The sequence below is a fragment of the Ulvibacterium sp. genome, from assembly GCF_965228935.1.
Taxonomy (GTDB): domain Bacteria; phylum Bacteroidota; class Bacteroidia; order Flavobacteriales; family Flavobacteriaceae; genus Ulvibacterium.
Map to the genome: position 1 here is coordinate 1,541,464 of NZ_OZ245846.1, position 17,215 is coordinate 1,558,678.

Consider the following 17,215-nt stretch of genomic DNA (forward strand, 5'->3'; position numbering starts at 1 on the left):
TTCGACTCCGGTATTCTCCACCAAGACCACCGCGAAGGCGGTGGTCTGCTTTTTTTAAGAAAACAATAACGATTTCTCTTTCAAGTTTAATTTACAGAGTAGTATTTTTTGGAAAAATTAAATGGGATGATGGACTTAAAAAATAAAGTGGCCTATATAACCGGAGGCTCAAAAGGAATAGGATATGGAGTGGCCGAAAAATTGATTGCGGCAGGCCTAAGGGTTGCCATAAGCGGTAGAACCTTGGAAACCGTTCAAAAAGCGGCCCAAAGATTGGGCAATGGTGAGAATGTCCTGGCCCTGCAATCCGATGTAACCAAACATGGTGACGAAGAAGCTGCCATACAAAGGATTTTGGATCGTTGGGGGCAATTGGATGTTGTGCTGGCCAATGCCGGAGTAGGTCATTTTGCTCCCGTGGATGAAATGTCTGAAGAACAATGGCATCAGATGATAAATACCAACCTTAATGGGGTCTTCCATACCTTGAAGGCATCCGTGGAGGCCTTAAAGGCATCAAAAGGGTATTATATGACCCTTGCCAGTTTGGCCGGCACTAATTTTTTTGCTTCGGGTGCAGGCTATAACGCCACCAAATTTGGGGTAGTCGGTTTTACCCAGGCCGCTATGTTGGATTTACGCAAATATGATATCAAGGTGTCCACTATTATGCCCGGATCCGTGGCCACCCATTTTAATGGCAATGAGCCCGATCAAAAGGATGCTTGGAAGATACAACCCGAAGATATCGGGGAATTGGTTCTGGACTTGCTTAAAATGCACCCTAGGACCTTACCCAGCAAAATTGAGGTGAGACCTAGTAGACCGGATAAAAAGTAGCGCTAAACTTCTTTTTCTGTAAAGGGTACATCGGGATTGCATATTTCCAATACCAATTCTTTCAATTGTATTGTAAAGGCCTCCAAGGTTTTTTGCGTGATTCCCCTTTCCTTTTTTCTACTGTTCCTGGTATCCTTAACGGCAAATTGAAGAAGTCCGGCACCGAGATTTTTAAAGGAAATGATACCGGCCTGTAAGGAATTCAACGGATTTTTTTGCCGATACAACAGGGTATAGCACAATAACTGAAAGGCCTTGCTGTATTTATAATCTTCGAGTAGGTCGTTCCAATTTGTTATTTCCACTTGTGGCGGTGTAACCGCTCCGGTCTTGTAATCAATGATTCGAGTGGCACCGTCCACTTCGTCTATACGATCGATCTTCCCTTTTAGGATAATCGGGAAACTGGTCTCGGGGATATCCAATTGGGCCTCCAATTTGGTTTCCAAAGCAATGATTTTAACTTGATGATGCTTTAGCTGCTCAATTTCCAGCTTTATAAAGTTGTTGATGTATCTTACCATTACATTAAAGGCGATAAGATTCTTTCCCATGGTAATATCACTACCCGGATAGCTATTCGAAAAATTAGACCTTACCAACCGTTCCACGTCCAATAATGCCGATTTGAGATATTCCTTGGAAAGATATTTGCCGACACAAGGAGTGTAGATTTGTTCCAAAGTATCGTGGATAATCGTTCCAAAAGTGTTGGCGGCTACAGTTTCCTCAACTTCGGCTATGTCATCAATGCCAAGCAAATTTCTTTTGTAGAAGTCCAACGGATTTCTGATGTAATTACTCAATGACGTAGGTGAGAATCCCCTACCGGCATGGTCTTTTATAAGATTTAACAGGTTTTCGTCCTTTTCAATGGAATTCACCTTTTTTGAGGGAGCCATTACCATAGGGGCGGCTATTTTTTCAAGAATGTCACCTTTTTTGTGTTCATCCGTTAAAAGTTGCGCAATCAATCTGCTTCGCTCCCCACCTTCCAGGACATCCGGTTCTGTATTGTATAGGATATAAATTTGTTTTGCCCGTTGAAGCAACCGGTAAAAATGATACGTATAAACAGCGTCCTTTTCCTTATAGGTTGGTAGACCATGATACAGTTTAAGATCGAAGGGGATAAAGGAATTATTGGATTTGCCCGAGGGGAGGATACCTTCATTGACCGAAGTAATAATTACGTTCTCAAAATCCAGATTCCGACTTTCCAACATGCCCATTACCTGAAGTCCTTCCAAGGGCTCCCCCTTGAAATCCAAAGTTTCCACGGATAACAAGTCCAGATAGAGACCTTGAAGCGATTTTAAATCCTTTATGAAATCATATTGGGTAAGTAGTCCCGAAATTTGGTTAAAAAGATTGTAGAATCGGTAGAGGTATTCCAAAGAAAGCAGGTCATTGGAATCCTGCAGGTTATTTTTTAGGAGTTCGATAATATCTAAACAGCTCTTAACAAACTCTTTTGGGGTAGGTGTCCCATCCAAAAACAAATGGGAAATGATTGTTTTTCTAGTACCTAATATGGACTCGATTTTACGTGAATCCAGATAGATCCAGTTTTTTTTCTTGATTTCTTCAGGCAAGGAGATTGCCGGTTCGTCTAAATCGTGTTCCAGTACCTTTTGAACATAAGGATGGGAGAGCAAATCCAAAACATCCTGATGGTACCAGCCTTTTTTGGTTTTACGAATATTGAGATTCAGAAGCTGTAAAAACAAAGTAGCAACCGCTGTTTTTTGTAGGGGATACCCCATGGTAATATTTATGTGCTCTATTTCCTTCGGAATGGAATTCAACAGGGGGTTAAGGAGTGTCTCATCCGAAAGTACAACGGCCGTATTCCTTAATCCGTTTGAAGCGGTTTCATTCAATTCCCTTAGAAGCTGCCCTACGTATTTGGCCTGTGCCACGTTTTTGGGAGCCCCAATAATTTGGATTTTCTTTTTGGAATTGTAATTGGTACCGATACCTTTTGGGGAATTCTTTTGAAAATAGGGCCACTTTTTAAGATGATGCCTAATGAAATGACTTGCGTCATGAACGGGGTCTTCCAAAAAACAGGTGTCCAAATCCCAATGAATATCGGATTTAGTGGTCAAAAGAACCTTTTGGATAATTTGGCTTTCCGATGTATTTAGGGCATTGAAACCTATGAAGATATGGATTTGGCTTCCAATGGTGCCAACATAGCTATCCAACCTTTCATAAGCCTTTCTGTACAGCAATCCCTGATGACCCAATCCTTTTTCCAATAGTGTTGAGTTGAATATGTCGTAAAGTTCATGCAGACCATCCCAAAACTTCAAATGTTCCTTCATGATTTCGGTTTTTCCCGTATCCAATGACCAATGGTTCAGTTGTTGAATGTTGGATAAGTTGGAAAACAGTTCTTTGGCATCAATTACATAACGGTCTATTTCATTAATATCTTGGAGTAGGGCCCTTCCCCATTTTGAAAAGGCAAAAAAATCATCTTTGTTGGAGTATGAACTTTTTTTGTAAGCACCATAAAGTTCAAAGAGCTGTTGTGCAGGCTTGGCGGAGGTGAGCCCGGAAACCTTTTCAACAAAACCCTCAATACTATGGATTTCGGGAAGGAAAATAGGTTTTTTACTTGTTGTTGCTATTACGTGCTTTAGAAAAGTCCCGGCCCGCTTGCTGGGGAGAATAAAAATCACGTCCTCAAGAGAATCATACTTCTGCCATGTCTCGCTAATGACTTCTTCCAAAAAACTTTGCATGGCTAAAAATAAAAAAAGCCCTGACATAATTGTCAGGGCTTTAAACTTAATTTATCCCAGTATTATTGGTTAGAGCTTACTTTACCAAGTTAATCTCTACCCTTCTGTTTTGCTTCCTACCAGCTCTTGTATTGTTGGTGGCTATTGGTTTTTCCTCACCATAACCTATGGCCGATAATCTGAACTCATCTATACCTTTATCTACCAAGAACTCTTTTACTGAAAGTGCTCTTTTCTCGGATAGACCTTGGTTCAATTTAGCACTACCAACACTATCGGTATGTCCTTCAACCGTAAACTTGGCAGTAGGATACTCGTTCAAAATTTGGATAATGTCTACCATTACAGAAGTAGATTCTGCTTTGATGCTAGCTTTACCTGTGTCGAACAAGATAGTTCTTGCATAGTCATTCAATTGTTTTTGAACTTCCTCGGTAACCTCAGGACAACCTTGGTTTGCTACAGTACCTGCAACATCAGGACATTGATCATCCTTGTCCAAGACACCGTCGCCATCTTTGTCTGGCCATGGGCATCCTTTGTTTTCTGCAGGACCGGCCTCATTTGGACACTCATCATCCTTATCGGCAACGCCGTCACCATCGGCATCGGGACATCCGGCCAAAGCTGCAAGACCAGCTTCGTTAGGACAGGCATCATCCTTATCGGCAATACCATCGCCATCAGCATCGGGACATCCGTTCATTTCCTTAGAACCGGCTTCGTTAGGACAGCTATCCTTGCTATCTTCTATTCCATCGCCGTCAGCATCAGGACAACCATTGAAAGCCTCAAGACCTGCAACTTCCGGACACGCATCGTCTTTGTCATATATACCATCGCCATCTGTATCGGTTCCTCCGAATTTAACGGAAATACCAGCCAAATGCTGCCAGTGGGTTACCCCGTAATCCTCAAACGCGTGCTTATATGATGTTTGAACGGTTAGACCTAAATTTTCAGTAAACCAGAAATTGACACCTACACCACCATTTGCCGTACCAGCACCTATTTCATCTACCCAAGTATAACCACCACCGACTTCAACGAAGGGATCTATGAACCTGTCGGGAAGAAATGCATACTTTATAGTACCATCTATAGCATAATGGGAAAGGTCATCTACTCTTGTGTCACCTAACTTGCTTATCTTGTTCAAGGAACCTCTAACCCCAACGGAAAATCCACTGCCCACAGACTTGGACACACCTACGTAGGAGATAGATGGAAGGACATTCCAGTGGTCGTTCGCATTGAAGAACTCGTTGCCAAAAGAGCTTACATCACCAGTTGGATATACGTCTATGGCATTTACCCCAAACTGAACCTGCCAAGGGTTATTCTCGTCTTGCGCTTGTATGCTGTTGAATCCTACCACAAGTAGGGCAACAACCAATAATTTGCTAAGATGTTTCATGTTCAAAATTTTAAGTTTAAGTGTTTATTAGCTGCAAATGTAAGTTGTTAAATATTATTAACAAAATCAATTTTCTATTTTTTTTAACGCAGTTTATGGAAAAAATAACACCGTTAAACGATATTTAATACCTCTCCTACCTCCTTGAATGCGGCTAGTGCCCGATCCAAATGGTCCATTTCGTGGGCTGCGGATAATTGCACCCTGATCCTTGCTTGCCCCTTGGGAACCACAGGGTAAAAGAAGCCGATTACATAGATTCCTTTCTCTAATAGCATGTTTGCCATTTGTTGTGATAGTTTGGCATCATAGAGCATTACCGGTACTATTGCGGAGTCCCCATCTATAATATCAAAACCTGCCTTTTTCATCCCTTTTTTGAAATATTCCGTATTCCTCTGAAGTTTATCCCGTAACGAGGTATCCTTTTCCAACATATCAAAGACCTTTATAGAGGCGCCCACAATGGCGGGTGCCAGGGAATTTGAAAAGAGATAGGGTCGGGAACGTTGCCGCAATATTTCAATTATTTCCTTTTTCCCTGTAGTGTAACCGCCCATAGCCCCGCCTAGGGCTTTCCCCAAGGTACCTGTAATGATGTCTATACGGCCCATTACCCCTTTTTCCTCCAAGGTTCCCCTGCCTTTTTCACCTATAAAACCTGCCGCGTGGCATTCATCTACCATTACCATAGCATCGTATTTATCCGCCAGGTCACATATTTTATCCAAGGGAGCCAACAAGCCGTCCATGGAAAAGACACCATCGGTTACTATGATTTTAAATCGGGCACCATCCCTATTGGCCTGTTTCAACTGTTTCTCCAAGTCGCCCATATCACTGTTGGCATACCGATATCTCTTTGCCTTGCAGAGACGAACCCCGTCTATTATCGAGGCATGGTTTAGGGAATCTGAGATAATGGCGTCCTCTGCGGTAAGCAAAGGTTCAAAGACTCCACCATTGGCATCAAAGGCCGCTGCATATAATATGGTATCCTCGGTTCCGTAGAAGTGCGCTATTCTGCGTTCCAGTTCTTTGTGTATATCCTGTGTACCACAAATGAAGCGTACGGACGACATTCCAAAACCATGTGAATCCAAAGTTTCCTTGGCCGCTTTGATGACTTCTGGATGCGATGATAACCCTAGATAATTGTTGGCGCAAAAATTAATAACTTCCTCCCCGGTAGAAATTTTGATTACCGCATCCTGCGGTGTGGTAATGATGCGTTCTTCCTTAAAGAGCCCTGCCTCCTTTATGGCGTTCAATTCTTCCCTTAAATGTTCTTTTATCGTTCCGTACATAGGTTTTTGATTTCTATATGAATTCTGGAGTTATTTCTTTTTCAATATATACAATGATTCTATTTTCAATTTCATATCCCATAAGCTCCAAGGTATCTGCATACATGTATAGTTGTTCGTGATACTTGGGGTTCTTTTTCCCGGTTTTATAATCTATAATAGTGGCTTTATTATCTTTAAGCACCACTCTATCCGGTCTTAGGATAGTACCATCTTTTGAAACAATGTCCTTTTCGTTCTTTACAATGTTTCCCTGGCCATAATAGCTAAGCAGTTTTGGGTGATAGATAATCTTATGCACCATCGCCTTTAAAAAATCGGTCTCGTCCTTTTCAATGTCCCCGTTTTGAATCAAAAGATCAAAAGTGACATCCAGGTCTTCCTGGGTCTCAATTCTACCTAATATATAATGTATAAGATTACCGCGCAAAATGGCTGCTTCTCTTTCTGTATCCCATAACATGCCAGATTTGGTCAAAACCCTAAAACCTGCCCGATCTTTGTACGAATATATATAGGGAACGTTCTCCTCCATATGCCGTTGACCAGTTTTGGTAGTTGGCAAGGGGAGGGTACCAAATAGGTATTGGGAACGAGTATCTTGCCATGCTCCCTTTTCCTTTAAATAATGGATGAAAAGTCCGGAATACCGATCCGTTCTATGGCCACCCTTGGCCGTAAGGTCTTTTTCCGAAATAATATAAAGACCTTTTATGGCACGGGTTAGGGCTACATATAATATATTAAAGGCATCGAGTTCCAATTTGTATTGTTCCTCATTGAACAACTTAGTTTCTGTTTCACCATATTCGGCTATTTCCTTTTTTTTACTGATCAAAACTTCTGAAAACCCATTAAAGCGATTCTTTTTAACCGGCAACCAGATTTTGGGGTCTATCTCCTCGTATATATAGGAATTGGCATAGGGAAAAATTACGATAGGGAATTCCAATCCTTTGGCCTTATGTATGGTCATTATCTGTACGGCATTATAAGCCGTAGGAGCTATTATACTCAATTTTTCCTTCTTCTTTTCCCAATACGACAAAAATGCGGAGATACCACCTTCTTCCTTATGCTCCGTCTCCAGCGCAAAATCCAATAAATTTACGATATAGGCATCCGATTTTTCTGCTAAGCGGAACTGTCTTATGGCGTATTCCAGGCCATCGTACACCGATAATCGATTCAGCTCCTCCAAACTAAAATCGTATTCTTTACGTAGTAAAAATGTAGGGTTTTCCAAATGGTCTACTATAAAGGAGTGTTCCCCTTCCCTATCACCAGCTAGAAAATACAGGATTTGATAACTCGTTTCCAAATCCTTAGGTCGATTGGCATAGCTAAGGAGGTTAATGAGAAAGTTTACTTTAGGATTATTGCAGAGCAACAGGGTTTCAGAGGAAACAATAGGAATGTTCTGCCGCATCAAAAAATCTGCCAAAAGGATTCCATGTTTTCTTTTACGGGTAAGGATACAGATATCCGCAAATCGGTATTCTTTTTCCAGCAATTCCTCAATGTGTTCCAAAACTTTGTGGCAGTACAACTCGTCAATGCCCTGGTTTTCCTGCCTTTCCAAAAAAGTAATTTTGACCAAGCCACCAATTTGTGAATTGTACTCCTGTTCGTTGCCCTTCTCAAATAAGGTTTTGTACATCGTATGGTTAAGGAAAGGGCTTGTACTCCTAAAAAAGGAATTGTTGAATTTTACGATTTCCTCAAAGCTGCGGTAATTCTTGGGAAGGCTCTCTATGATCGGGGAAATAACAAATGGGTTACCGGTTAAATTTATTAGATTGAGAAATTGTTCCGCTTTACCACCCCGCCATCTGTATATGGCTTGTTTGGCATCCCCGACCAAAAATAAAGATCCGTTTTCGCTGGCCAAAGCATTGTCTATAAGGGGGATAAGGTTGTTCCATTGCATTTCCGATGTGTCCTGGAATTCGTCTATAAAGTAATGGCGGTACTTTTCCCCCAAACGTTCATAGATAAATGGAGCAGGTTGATTCTTAATTTCCCTGGATATTATGGAATTAAACTCGGAAATGGACAATTGATCCCGTTCCAATTGGATACTTTTTACTTCCCGGTCAATGGCGTTTAGAACGGTTAGGGGAACTATGTTCAGGTAAACGTTTCTTAGAAATGCCCTTTGATACAGGATTTCCTTTATATCCCGATATGAGGCAAGAAGTTTCGCAGGGATTTCCATTGAGGGAAGTTGAACACCGGACTTCAGTATTTTCCCTTCTAGAAGATGGTCTTCCAATTTATTATTATAAAGTTTAAAGGGATCAAATTCCGAAGCGCTGATTTTTTTAAAATGGTTGGGAAGCGTTTCCCTTGGAAAATCATGGGCTTCCAATCCATAGGCCTTTATTGTTTCCAAAGCCTCATTTGCCGATAGGATTGCCTTTTGTTCAAGGGATTTTATCTCCGAACGAATATGTTTTTTCAGTGCCGAAAAATCGTCCAATGTTCTGTTTTCCAGATTTTTTATGTGGGAAACGTGTGTCTCATTAAACAAAAGAGCCCCTATTCTTTTAAGGTCAAAGGCGATATCCCAACTCTTGTTGTCATCAATTTTTTCAAGTGCAAATTCAAGCAGTACCTGGGTCAATTGTTTATCTTCCCCAGCTTTACCAATAAGACGATTCACCGCCTCGTCCAAAAGAATGTCGTGGTCCAGAACCACCTCAAAATTCTGGGGCAATTTTAAATCACGGGCAAAAGTCCGGATTAAACGGTGCGTAAATTTATCTATGGTGGAAACATCAAAAAAGGCATAATTATGCAGTATGTCCTTAAGCGTGAGCCTGGCGAGATCTCGTAAGGTCTCCAGATCCAATTCTAGATCGCCCATTACATCCAGAAACAAAGGGGATGCTGCTTTTAAATCCTTTGTACGACTAAAAGCAAAGAGACTTTCCAAAATGCGATTTTTCATCTCGTTCACCGCTTTGTTGGTAAACGTTATGGCCAGGATCCTCTTGAAACTTTTGGACGGGGAAAGAGCTATTTTTAAATATTCCCGGGTAAGGGTATACGTCTTACCAGACCCCGCGGAAGCGTCATATATTTTAAAAGATGCACCCAACATTACTAATTGCAAAATACGGAATATGGAACGGTTCTTAACAAATAATTATGGGAATATGTTTGTTAAAAAATGTAAATTTGAGGTGCAATAATTATTAACTAAAAACACTATAAAAATGGCTTTTGAACTACCTAAATTACCCTATGCCTACGATGCATTGGAACCACATATTGATGCCAGGACCATGGAAATTCATCATACAAAACATCATAATGGCTATACTACAAAATTAAACGGAGCAATAGAAGGAAGTAGTCTTGCGAGCGAGGGCATAGAGGACATTCTAAAAAATCTGGACATGTCCAATTCCGCTGTCCGGAACAACGGCGGTGGATACTACAACCATTCCTTGTTTTGGGAGATTATGTCCCCCAATGGTGGAGGAGTCCCATCCGGGGAGTTGGCCAACGCCATCAAAAGTGCTTTTGGTTCTTTTGATGGTTTTAAGGACAAGTTTAGCGGTGCTGCCGGATCTAGGTTCGGATCGGGTTGGGCCTGGCTTTGTGTACATCCCGGAGGAGCGTTGGAAATTTGCTCTACTCCAAATCAAGACAATCCGTTAATGCCGGACACAGGCTGCAGCGGCTACCCCATTTTGGGATTGGATGTTTGGGAGCATGCCTATTATTTGAATTATCAAAATAGAAGACCGGATTATATCAATGCATTTTTTAATGTAATCAATTGGGAAAAAGTAAGTGAGCTCTATGCGTCCAATAGTTAGTAGATAATTTTCTATTTGTTTTAAGTTGGAGGCAATTCCAAGTGAAGTGATAAAAATCCCGCAAAATGCGGGATTTTTTATGTTTTTTTTGAAAGAGATTGAAATAGAAAAGGGTGGAGAAGCCTCCACCCTTTTCGTCCCAAATCTTACCATAAACTTAACCTACTTATGCTATGGCATCACTAAATTACTGGTATTGTGGGAAATAAAAAAGAAATTTTAAGAAATTTTAAGGGATTTAAACCAAAAGGACATGTATTAAGACGGGGGAAAAGTGGGTTAAACCTTGTTAATTACTTGACTTTCAGCAATAAAAAAGGCGGAGCCGAACTCCGCCTTTTTCCCCAAATCTTACCATGAACTTAACCTACTTATGCTATGGTGCCCCAAACATAGCGTATGGAATCTATTCTAAAAAAGGTTTTGGACGAACGCCCTTATCTATGGTTGAAATACCTCCCCTGGATCATTCTGCCGTAAGGGCATAGGAAATGAAAACATACCTGGTACAAATAAAAAGGCGGAGCCGAGCTCCGCCTTTTTCCCCAAATCTTACCATGAACTTAACCTACTTATGCTATGGTGCCCCAAACATAGCGCATGGAATCTATTCTAAAAAAGGTTTTGGACGAACGCCCTTATCTTATAGTTGAAATGCCTACTTGGGATCATTGTCCCATGAAGGCATAGGAAAAGGAATACAAAATATGCAGGACATAAATAAAAAGGCGGAGCCGAGCTCCGCCTTTTTCCCCAAATCTTACCATGAACTTAACCTACTTATGCTATGGTGCCCCAAACATAGCGCATGGAGTCTATTCTAAAAAAGGTTTTGGATGAACGACCACTAAGTAGGTCAAGATACACGATGACAAAATGATTTATACTGTTGAGGTGTCGTGAAAATAAAAAAGGTGGAGTAGCCTCCACCTTTTTTGCCCCAAATCTTACCATGAACTTAACCTACTTATGCTATGGCAGGCCTAAAATAGGTTGGCTGTACTCCTTGTAGGACATAAACCCGACAAAAGGCAACAATGATCGATGAAATGCACAAATTTGTGCATTTCATCGATCAGAGCAATTAATAAGCTCTCTGGTTTTTACCTTCAAAAAAGTTAATAAATGCCTTATTTACTACCCTATTTCCCCCGGGAGTGGGATAATTTCCGGTGAAATACCAGTCACCCAGATTTTTCGGACACGCCTCATGAAGACTTTCTATGGTTTGGTATATGATTTGTACTTCGGATCGAATATCCTTGGGACTCAGTAATTCTCCGATTTTTTGGGATATTTCAATAGCGGTAAAAGGAGCATAAAACTCTTTTACATAGTTGACGACATCCTTATCCTTCGTTTCCAATTGGTCAATACATTTCTTGTATATTTCCTCTACAATGGAATAGCTTCCTCTTTCTTTATGTAACGCCAATGCTGCCCTAAAAGCGATGAAATCCTCCAATTTTGCCATATCTATTCCGTAACAATCGGGATATCTGATCTGGGGTGCCGAGGAAACTACGATTATTTTTTTGGGAGATAATCGATCTAAGATCCTAAGGATGCTCTTTTTTAGCGTTGTTCCCCTTACAATGCTATCATCTATGATAACCAGGTTGTCCCCTTTTTCGACCGAACCATATGTGATATCGTAAACGTGGGTCACCAAATCGTCCCGGCTACTGTCCTGGGTAATGAAGGTTCTTAACTTTGCGTCCTTGATGGCAACTTTTTCGATTCTTGGCCGTACTTCCAAAATCTCATGTAACTGTTCGCTGGTTATTTTGCTACCCAACGATAAAATTTGTTCTTCCTTCTTTTTATTAAGGTAATTTTGGGCCTCCCGTATCATTCCCAGAAATGAGGTTTCCGCAGTATTGGGGATATAGGAGAACACCGTTTTTTTGATGTTTCCATCAATGGCGGTCAGGATTTGGGGGAAAATCTTTTTCCCCAGTTCTTTACGTTCTTGATATATCTCTTTATCGCTTCCCCTGGAAAAATAGATGCGTTCAAAGGAGCAGGCTTTTCGTTCCGTGGGTTCCAGTATTTCCTTTATGGCCGAAACCCCATTCTTTTTAATGATAATGGCATGCCCCGGTTCAAGTTCCCGAACATCTTCATAACTTACGTTGAAGACGGTCTGTATGGCAGGCCTTTCCGACGCGACCACAACGATTTCGTCATCCCTGTAATAATAGGCAGGACGAATACCTGCGGGGTCTCGTAATACAAATGCATCCCCGTGGCCCAACAATCCAGCCATGGCGTAACCTCCATCCCAATTTTTGGCCGCACGTTTTAGAATTTTCGAAACTCGTAATCGTTCAGCGATCAACGGGGAAGCTTCCCGTTTTGTAAACCCTTCTTTTTTTATCTGTTTGTAGAGTTTGGCGACGGCATCATCCAAAAAATGACCTATTTTTTCCATAACGGTTATGGTGTCCGCCATTTCCTTGGGATGCTGTCCCAATTGCACCAAATTATCAAAAAGTTCATGTACGTTGGTCATATTGAAATTCCCTGCCACTATGAGATTGCGGTGCATCCAGTTGTTCTGTCTTAAAAAGGGATGCACACTTTCGATACTGTTCTTGCCAAAAGTACCATAGCGTACATGGCCCAATAATAGTTCACCTACATATGGGATATTCTTTTTTTGCCAAGCGACATTATCTACCTCTTCGGGATGCGTTTTGAAAGCAGTATTAATACGATCCGTAATCTGGGCAAAGATATCCTGTATCGGTTGCTGTTGTATAGATCGTACCCTGCTCATATACCTTTCCCCAGCAGCCATATCCAACTTAATGCTGGCAAAACCTGCCCCATCTTGCCCTCTGTTATGTTGCTTCTCCATCATTAGGTACATTTTGTTCACACCATAAAAGGCCGTACCGTATTTTTTATGATAGTATTCCAACGGTTTCAGCAGACGTATTACGGAAATCCCGCATTCATGTTTGATAGCATCACTCATTTTACCTCCAAATTAAAAAAGCCCCGATTTATCAGGGCATATTCTCATTGTAATTCAATCTCAAATTGTGTCAGGGCTTTAAATTGATGTAACCTTTTGCTCACTTCAACCTTTTGCAGATCCTGCATACGTTCGGTTCCAAAGCGTTCCACACAGAAGGAAGCCAGATTGGATCCATGGATTACCGCATTTTTGATACTATTAAAGGAAGTGTTTCCCGTTGCGGCAAGGTATCCGGAAAATCCGCCGGCAAAGGTATCCCCGGCTCCGGTCGGATCAAATACCTCCTCCAAAGGCAGGGCGGGGGCATAAAATACATTGTCCTCATGGAACAAAAGTGCTCCGTGCTCTCCTTTTTTGATAACCACATACTTTGGCCCCATTTTCTGTATTTCCTCGGCAGCTCTTACCAAGGAATATTCATTGGTTAGTTGCCTGGCTTCCTCATCGTTTATGGTAAGGACATCGATCATTTCAATGGCCTCCATTAATTCCTTTAATGTATTGTCCATCCAAAAATTCATGGTATCCAAAATGATTAGGCTTGGTCGTTTGGTCATTTGGTTTATTACACTAATCTGAATATTTGGATGCAAATTGCCCAACATTACTACTTCCGAATCTTTGTAATTGTCGGGGACGATGGGATTAAAATCGGCCAACGTATTCAATTCGGTAATCAGGGTGTCCCGGGCATTGAGGTCGTTATGGTATTTCCCTTTCCAGTAAAAGGTCTTTCCGCCCTTAACAATTTCCACCCCGGAAAGATCAATACCTTTCTGGGAAAGGATATCCAAATATTCTTGGGGCATATCATCGCCCACTACGGATACAATGGCCGAGTCTACATTAAATTGTGATGCTGCCAGGCCAATGAAGGTAGCGGCCCCTCCCAATATTTTGTCCGTTTTTCCAAAAGGTGTCTCAATGGCGTCAAAAGCGACCGTACCGACAATCAGGAGTTTACCCATTTAAGATTTGAAATTTGCTGCAAATATACGGTTTTGAAAAACTAATAGCGAAGATGTGTCGAATCAAGTTATCAAAACCCTTCAAATGGATGACATAGTTCTTTTGGAATGTACGAAGGGTCTTACTTCCTGCCAAAATCGGCCGGGATTTCGCCCCATGCCTTGGTCTCCCATTTTACGATAGGGGTAACATAAGAATTACTGTTCAACCAGGAGACCGCACGCCGGATAAGGTCGAAAAGAGGTTTGTTCCCTTCGGTTTCCTTTAATTGAGTGTTACAGCTTTTCTTCCGAACCCAACTGATTGCGGTTCTGGAATCCGAGTAAATAAGGCGATCGCTCTTTCGCTCCTTTAAGAATGCAAGTCCATGTACAATGGCCAAAAACTCCCCAATGTTATTGGTTCCTTCCTCAAAAGGACCTTGCCTAAATAGTTTTTTCCCCGTTTTGGTGTCCACGCCCTGGTACTCCATAATCCCCGGGTTACCACTAGAGGCCGCATCAACGGAAATGGAGTGGTAATTAGGACTTCCAATTTTGAGAAGTTGTTGTGGGGTAAGCCCCTGGCCATTATTCTTTTTGCCCCTATGTATTTCATAACTGTCATTATAGGCATCTTCGGCGGCCTTTAGGCTGGGAAAGGACTTATATTGTGCCCCTTTATATCCCGATATGGCTTCTTTACATTCCTCCCATGTGGTATAGATGCCAGGTCTTTTTCCTTTCCAGACCGTGTAGAATTTCTTTTTTTTGGCCATTATCCTTCATTAAGCAATTTCTCGATTATTCTTGGAAAGTGCTTATATTCCAACGCTTGCACTTTTTTAGCTATGGATTGGACCGTATCTTCCGGGGATATGTTGGTCTTGGCTTGATATATGATGGCCCCCTCATCATAATTTTCGTTTACAAAATGGATGGTTATCCCGGTTTCGATTTCCTTATTTTCCTTGACCGCCCGGTGCACATGATCGCCATACATCCCTTTTCCCCCATATTTGGGCAATAACGCAGGGTGAATGTTGATGATTTTCTTCGGGAAATCTTGAATGAGATCGTACGGCATCTTCCATAAAAATCCGGCCAATACAATAAGGTCCGGGTTCAATGTCTTTAGTATTTTCCGAATTAGGTCTTTATCATAAAAAGAACTCCTGTTAAAATAGAATGCGCTAATATTTAGCTTATTACATCTTTCCAAGACCTTGGCGTCCCTTTTGTTTGAAAGTACTGCGGCTACGGTAACGTTTGGATTGGATTTAAAATAATGCACAATATTTTCCACATTTGAACCGGAACCCGAAGCAAATAGAACTATGTTTTTCATGGGGCGAATAAGCCTTAAAAAGCGATGTATTTATTTCCCGGCTAAAATACCATTCTTGTGCCTAAATTTCTTAAATTACAAGACATTTTGGACACAAATAACATTATTACACCAAAGTTTTTTATTTTTGCCAACAATTTAAATTTTTAAAACCGATATTATTATGTCAGACATTGCATCAAGAGTAAAAGCTATCATCGTCGATAAATTGGGGGTTGATGAAAATGAAGTGGTATCAGAGGCTAGCTTTACCAACGACTTAGGGGCGGATTCATTGGATACTGTTGAGTTGATTATGGAATTCGAGAAAGAATTTGACATTCAAATCCCTGACGATCAGGCTGAGAATATTGCAACGGTCGGTCAGGCCATAAGCTATATAGAAGAAGCGAAGTAATCGTATGATTTTTTGAACAAGGTTTGAAACTATCCATGTGGTAAATCTATCGCATGGATAATTTTTTTAATTTACGATTGGCTTACGGATTGGGGAAATCCAGACCATTTCCCAGAAAATAAAAATTTGGTTCAATGCAATTAAAGCGAGTTGTGGTTACCGGATTGGGTGCTTTGACACCCATCGGAAACAATATAAAAGAATATTGGGACGGCTTGGTCAATGGCAAAAGCGGTTCGGCACCGATTACCTATTATGATACCGAAAAATTCAAGACCAAATTTGCCTGTGAACTTAAAGGATATAAGCCAGAAGACTTTTTTGACAGGAAAGAGGCGCGTAAGCTAGATCGTTTTTCGCAGTATGCCATCGTTTCTTCGGATGAAGCCATCAATGATTCCAAATTGGATTTGGACGTGGTGGATAAATTTCGCGTCGGCGTAGTTTGGGGAGCGGGTATTGGAGGTTTGGAGACCTTTCAAAACGAAGTAATGAACTTTGCGGCTGGTGACGGTACCCCAAGGTTCAATCCCTTCTTCATTCCAAAAATGATTGCGGACATTGCACCAGGGAACATATCCATAAAGCATGGATTTATGGGCCCCAATTATACAACGGTATCTGCATGTGCCTCCTCGGCCAATGCTATGATAGATGCCCTTAACTATATTCGTTTAGGGTATTGCGATGTAATAGTCACCGGGGGTAGCGAAGCTGCCGTTACTATTGCGGGTATGGGTGGATTTGGGGCCATGCATGCCTTGTCCACTAGGAATGATAGTCCGGACACTGCCTCTAGACCTTTTGATGCCACTAGGGACGGCTTTGTATTAGGCGAAGGAGCCGGGTCATTGATTCTTGAGGAATATGAACATGCCAAGGCCCGGGGAGCAAAAATATACGCTGAAGTTGCAGGAGGAGGGCTTTCCAGTGATGCCTATCATATGACCGCCCCACATCCCGAAGGGATAGGGGTCGTTAAGGTGATGCAGAATTGTCTCAATGATGCGGGACTCAAAATCAATGAAATAGATGCCATAAATACACATGGAACATCTACGCCTTTGGGTGATGTAGCCGAGCTCAAGGCAATTTCAGAGGTATTCGGGGGACATGCACCAAACATAAACATCAATTCAACAAAGTCCATGACCGGGCATTTGCTCGGTGCGGCCGGGGCCATAGAAGCCATTGCATCCATTTTGGCCATGGAGAACGGTATGGTACCCCCTACTATAAACCATAGTGTAGTGGACGAGAATATAGATCCGAAACTAAATTTAACCTTGAACAAAGCCCAAAAAAGGGAGGTAAATGTTGCGATGAGCAATACCTTCGGATTTGGAGGGCATAATGCCTGTGTAGTCTTTAAGAAAATCAGTTAAGTTCC

General features: G+C 41.5%; 12 protein-coding genes. 4 read left to right on the forward strand and 8 right to left on the reverse strand.

The window, feature by feature from the left end; genetic code table 11:
• Positions 1-126 precede the first annotated feature (126 nt).
• Entirely contained in the window at positions 127-840 is a 714-nt protein-coding gene (locus ACO06Y_RS06320) for an SDR family oxidoreductase (RefSeq protein ID WP_422082984.1), read from the forward strand.
• A 2-nt stretch (positions 841-842) separates the two neighbouring features.
• Here ACO06Y_RS06320 and ACO06Y_RS06325 read toward each other — a convergent pair whose 3' ends face one another.
• The 4 genes from ACO06Y_RS06325 to ACO06Y_RS06340 all read right to left on the reverse strand — a co-directional run bounded on the left by ACO06Y_RS06325 (position 843) and on the right by ACO06Y_RS06340 (position 9,435).
• Positions 843-3,593, reverse strand: a complete 2,751-nt coding sequence (locus ACO06Y_RS06325; RefSeq protein ID WP_422082985.1) for a PD-(D/E)XK nuclease family protein — start codon at positions 3,591-3,593, stop codon at positions 843-845.
• A gap of 76 nt (positions 3,594-3,669) precedes the next feature.
• Positions 3,670-5,010 carry an OmpA family protein gene (locus ACO06Y_RS06330; protein WP_422082986.1) on the reverse strand — a complete coding sequence of 447 codons (1,341 nt, stop codon included), beginning with the start codon at positions 5,008-5,010 and terminating at the stop codon, positions 3,670-3,672.
• A 113-nt stretch (positions 5,011-5,123) separates the two neighbouring features.
• Positions 5,124-6,317 carry a glycine C-acetyltransferase gene (gene kbl / locus ACO06Y_RS06335; RefSeq protein WP_422082987.1) on the reverse strand — a complete coding sequence of 398 codons (1,194 nt, stop codon included), beginning with the start codon at positions 6,315-6,317 and terminating at the stop codon, positions 5,124-5,126.
• Positions 6,318-6,330: 13 nt separating this feature from the next.
• Positions 6,331-9,435, reverse strand: coding sequence for a UvrD-helicase domain-containing protein (locus ACO06Y_RS06340; protein ID WP_422082988.1), 3,105 nt, complete (start codon positions 9,433-9,435; stop codon positions 6,331-6,333).
• 103 nt (positions 9,436-9,538) lie between these two features.
• Here ACO06Y_RS06340 and ACO06Y_RS06345 point away from each other — a divergent pair, with 103 nt between their 5' ends.
• Positions 9,539-10,147, forward strand: a complete 609-nt coding sequence (locus tag ACO06Y_RS06345; RefSeq protein ID WP_422082989.1) for a superoxide dismutase — start codon at positions 9,539-9,541, stop codon at positions 10,145-10,147.
• A gap of 1,084 nt (positions 10,148-11,231) precedes the next feature.
• Here the strand turns inward: ACO06Y_RS06345 and ACO06Y_RS06350 are convergent.
• The 4 genes from ACO06Y_RS06350 to purN form a co-directional block, all read right to left on the reverse strand.
• Positions 11,232-13,130 carry an amidophosphoribosyltransferase gene (locus ACO06Y_RS06350; protein WP_422082990.1) on the reverse strand — a complete coding sequence of 633 codons (1,899 nt, stop codon included), beginning with the start codon at positions 13,128-13,130 and terminating at the stop codon, positions 11,232-11,234.
• A gap of 44 nt (positions 13,131-13,174) precedes the next feature.
• A complete protein-coding gene (locus tag ACO06Y_RS06355) occupies positions 13,175-14,101 on the reverse strand; it encodes a PfkB family carbohydrate kinase (protein WP_422082991.1) in 927 nt (308 codons plus the stop codon).
• Between the two features lie 122 nt (positions 14,102-14,223).
• Positions 14,224-14,859, reverse strand: a complete 636-nt coding sequence (locus tag ACO06Y_RS06360) for a viroplasmin family protein (RefSeq protein ID WP_422082992.1) — start codon at positions 14,857-14,859, stop codon at positions 14,224-14,226.
• Positions 14,859-15,428 (reverse strand): phosphoribosylglycinamide formyltransferase, encoded by a 570-nt coding sequence (purN, locus tag ACO06Y_RS06365; RefSeq protein WP_422082993.1) that lies wholly within the window; start codon positions 15,426-15,428, stop codon positions 14,859-14,861. The genes ACO06Y_RS06360 and purN overlap by 1 nt, the downstream gene beginning before the upstream one ends.
• A gap of 163 nt (positions 15,429-15,591) precedes the next feature.
• Between purN and ACO06Y_RS06370 the strand changes: the two genes are divergently transcribed.
• Positions 15,592-15,825, forward strand: a complete 234-nt coding sequence (locus tag ACO06Y_RS06370; protein ID WP_047247024.1) for an acyl carrier protein — start codon at positions 15,592-15,594, stop codon at positions 15,823-15,825.
• A 134-nt stretch (positions 15,826-15,959) separates the two neighbouring features.
• Entirely contained in the window at positions 15,960-17,210 is a 1,251-nt protein-coding gene (fabF, locus tag ACO06Y_RS06375) for a beta-ketoacyl-ACP synthase II (protein ID WP_422082994.1), read from the forward strand.
• Positions 17,211-17,215 lie beyond the last annotated feature (5 nt).

Excerpts from the sequence above, each read along its gene's own strand:
- ACO06Y_RS06350 (WP_422082990.1), bottom strand. The coding sequence starts at position 13,130 with ATGAGTGATGCTATCAAACATGAATGCGGGATTTCCGTAATACGTCTG.
- ACO06Y_RS06325 (WP_422082985.1), bottom strand. The coding sequence starts at position 3,593 with ATGCAAAGTTTTTTGGAAGAAGTCATTAGCGAGACATGGCAGAAGTAT.
- ACO06Y_RS06345 (WP_422082989.1), top strand. The coding sequence starts at position 9,539 with ATGGCTTTTGAACTACCTAAATTACCCTATGCCTACGATGCATTGGAA.
- kbl (WP_422082987.1), bottom strand. The coding sequence starts at position 6,317 with ATGTACGGAACGATAAAAGAACATTTAAGGGAAGAATTGAACGCCATA.
- ACO06Y_RS06330 (WP_422082986.1), bottom strand. The coding sequence starts at position 5,010 with ATGAAACATCTTAGCAAATTATTGGTTGTTGCCCTACTTGTGGTAGGA.
- ACO06Y_RS06355 (WP_422082991.1), bottom strand. The coding sequence starts at position 14,101 with ATGGGTAAACTCCTGATTGTCGGTACGGTCGCTTTTGACGCCATTGAG.
- ACO06Y_RS06320 (WP_422082984.1), top strand. The coding sequence starts at position 127 with ATGATGGACTTAAAAAATAAAGTGGCCTATATAACCGGAGGCTCAAAA.
- ACO06Y_RS06370 (WP_047247024.1), top strand. The coding sequence starts at position 15,592 with ATGTCAGACATTGCATCAAGAGTAAAAGCTATCATCGTCGATAAATTG.
- fabF (WP_422082994.1), top strand. The coding sequence starts at position 15,960 with ATGCAATTAAAGCGAGTTGTGGTTACCGGATTGGGTGCTTTGACACCC.
- ACO06Y_RS06360 (WP_422082992.1), bottom strand. The coding sequence starts at position 14,859 with ATGGCCAAAAAAAAGAAATTCTACACGGTCTGGAAAGGAAAAAGACCT.
- purN (WP_422082993.1), bottom strand. The coding sequence starts at position 15,428 with ATGAAAAACATAGTTCTATTTGCTTCGGGTTCCGGTTCAAATGTGGAA.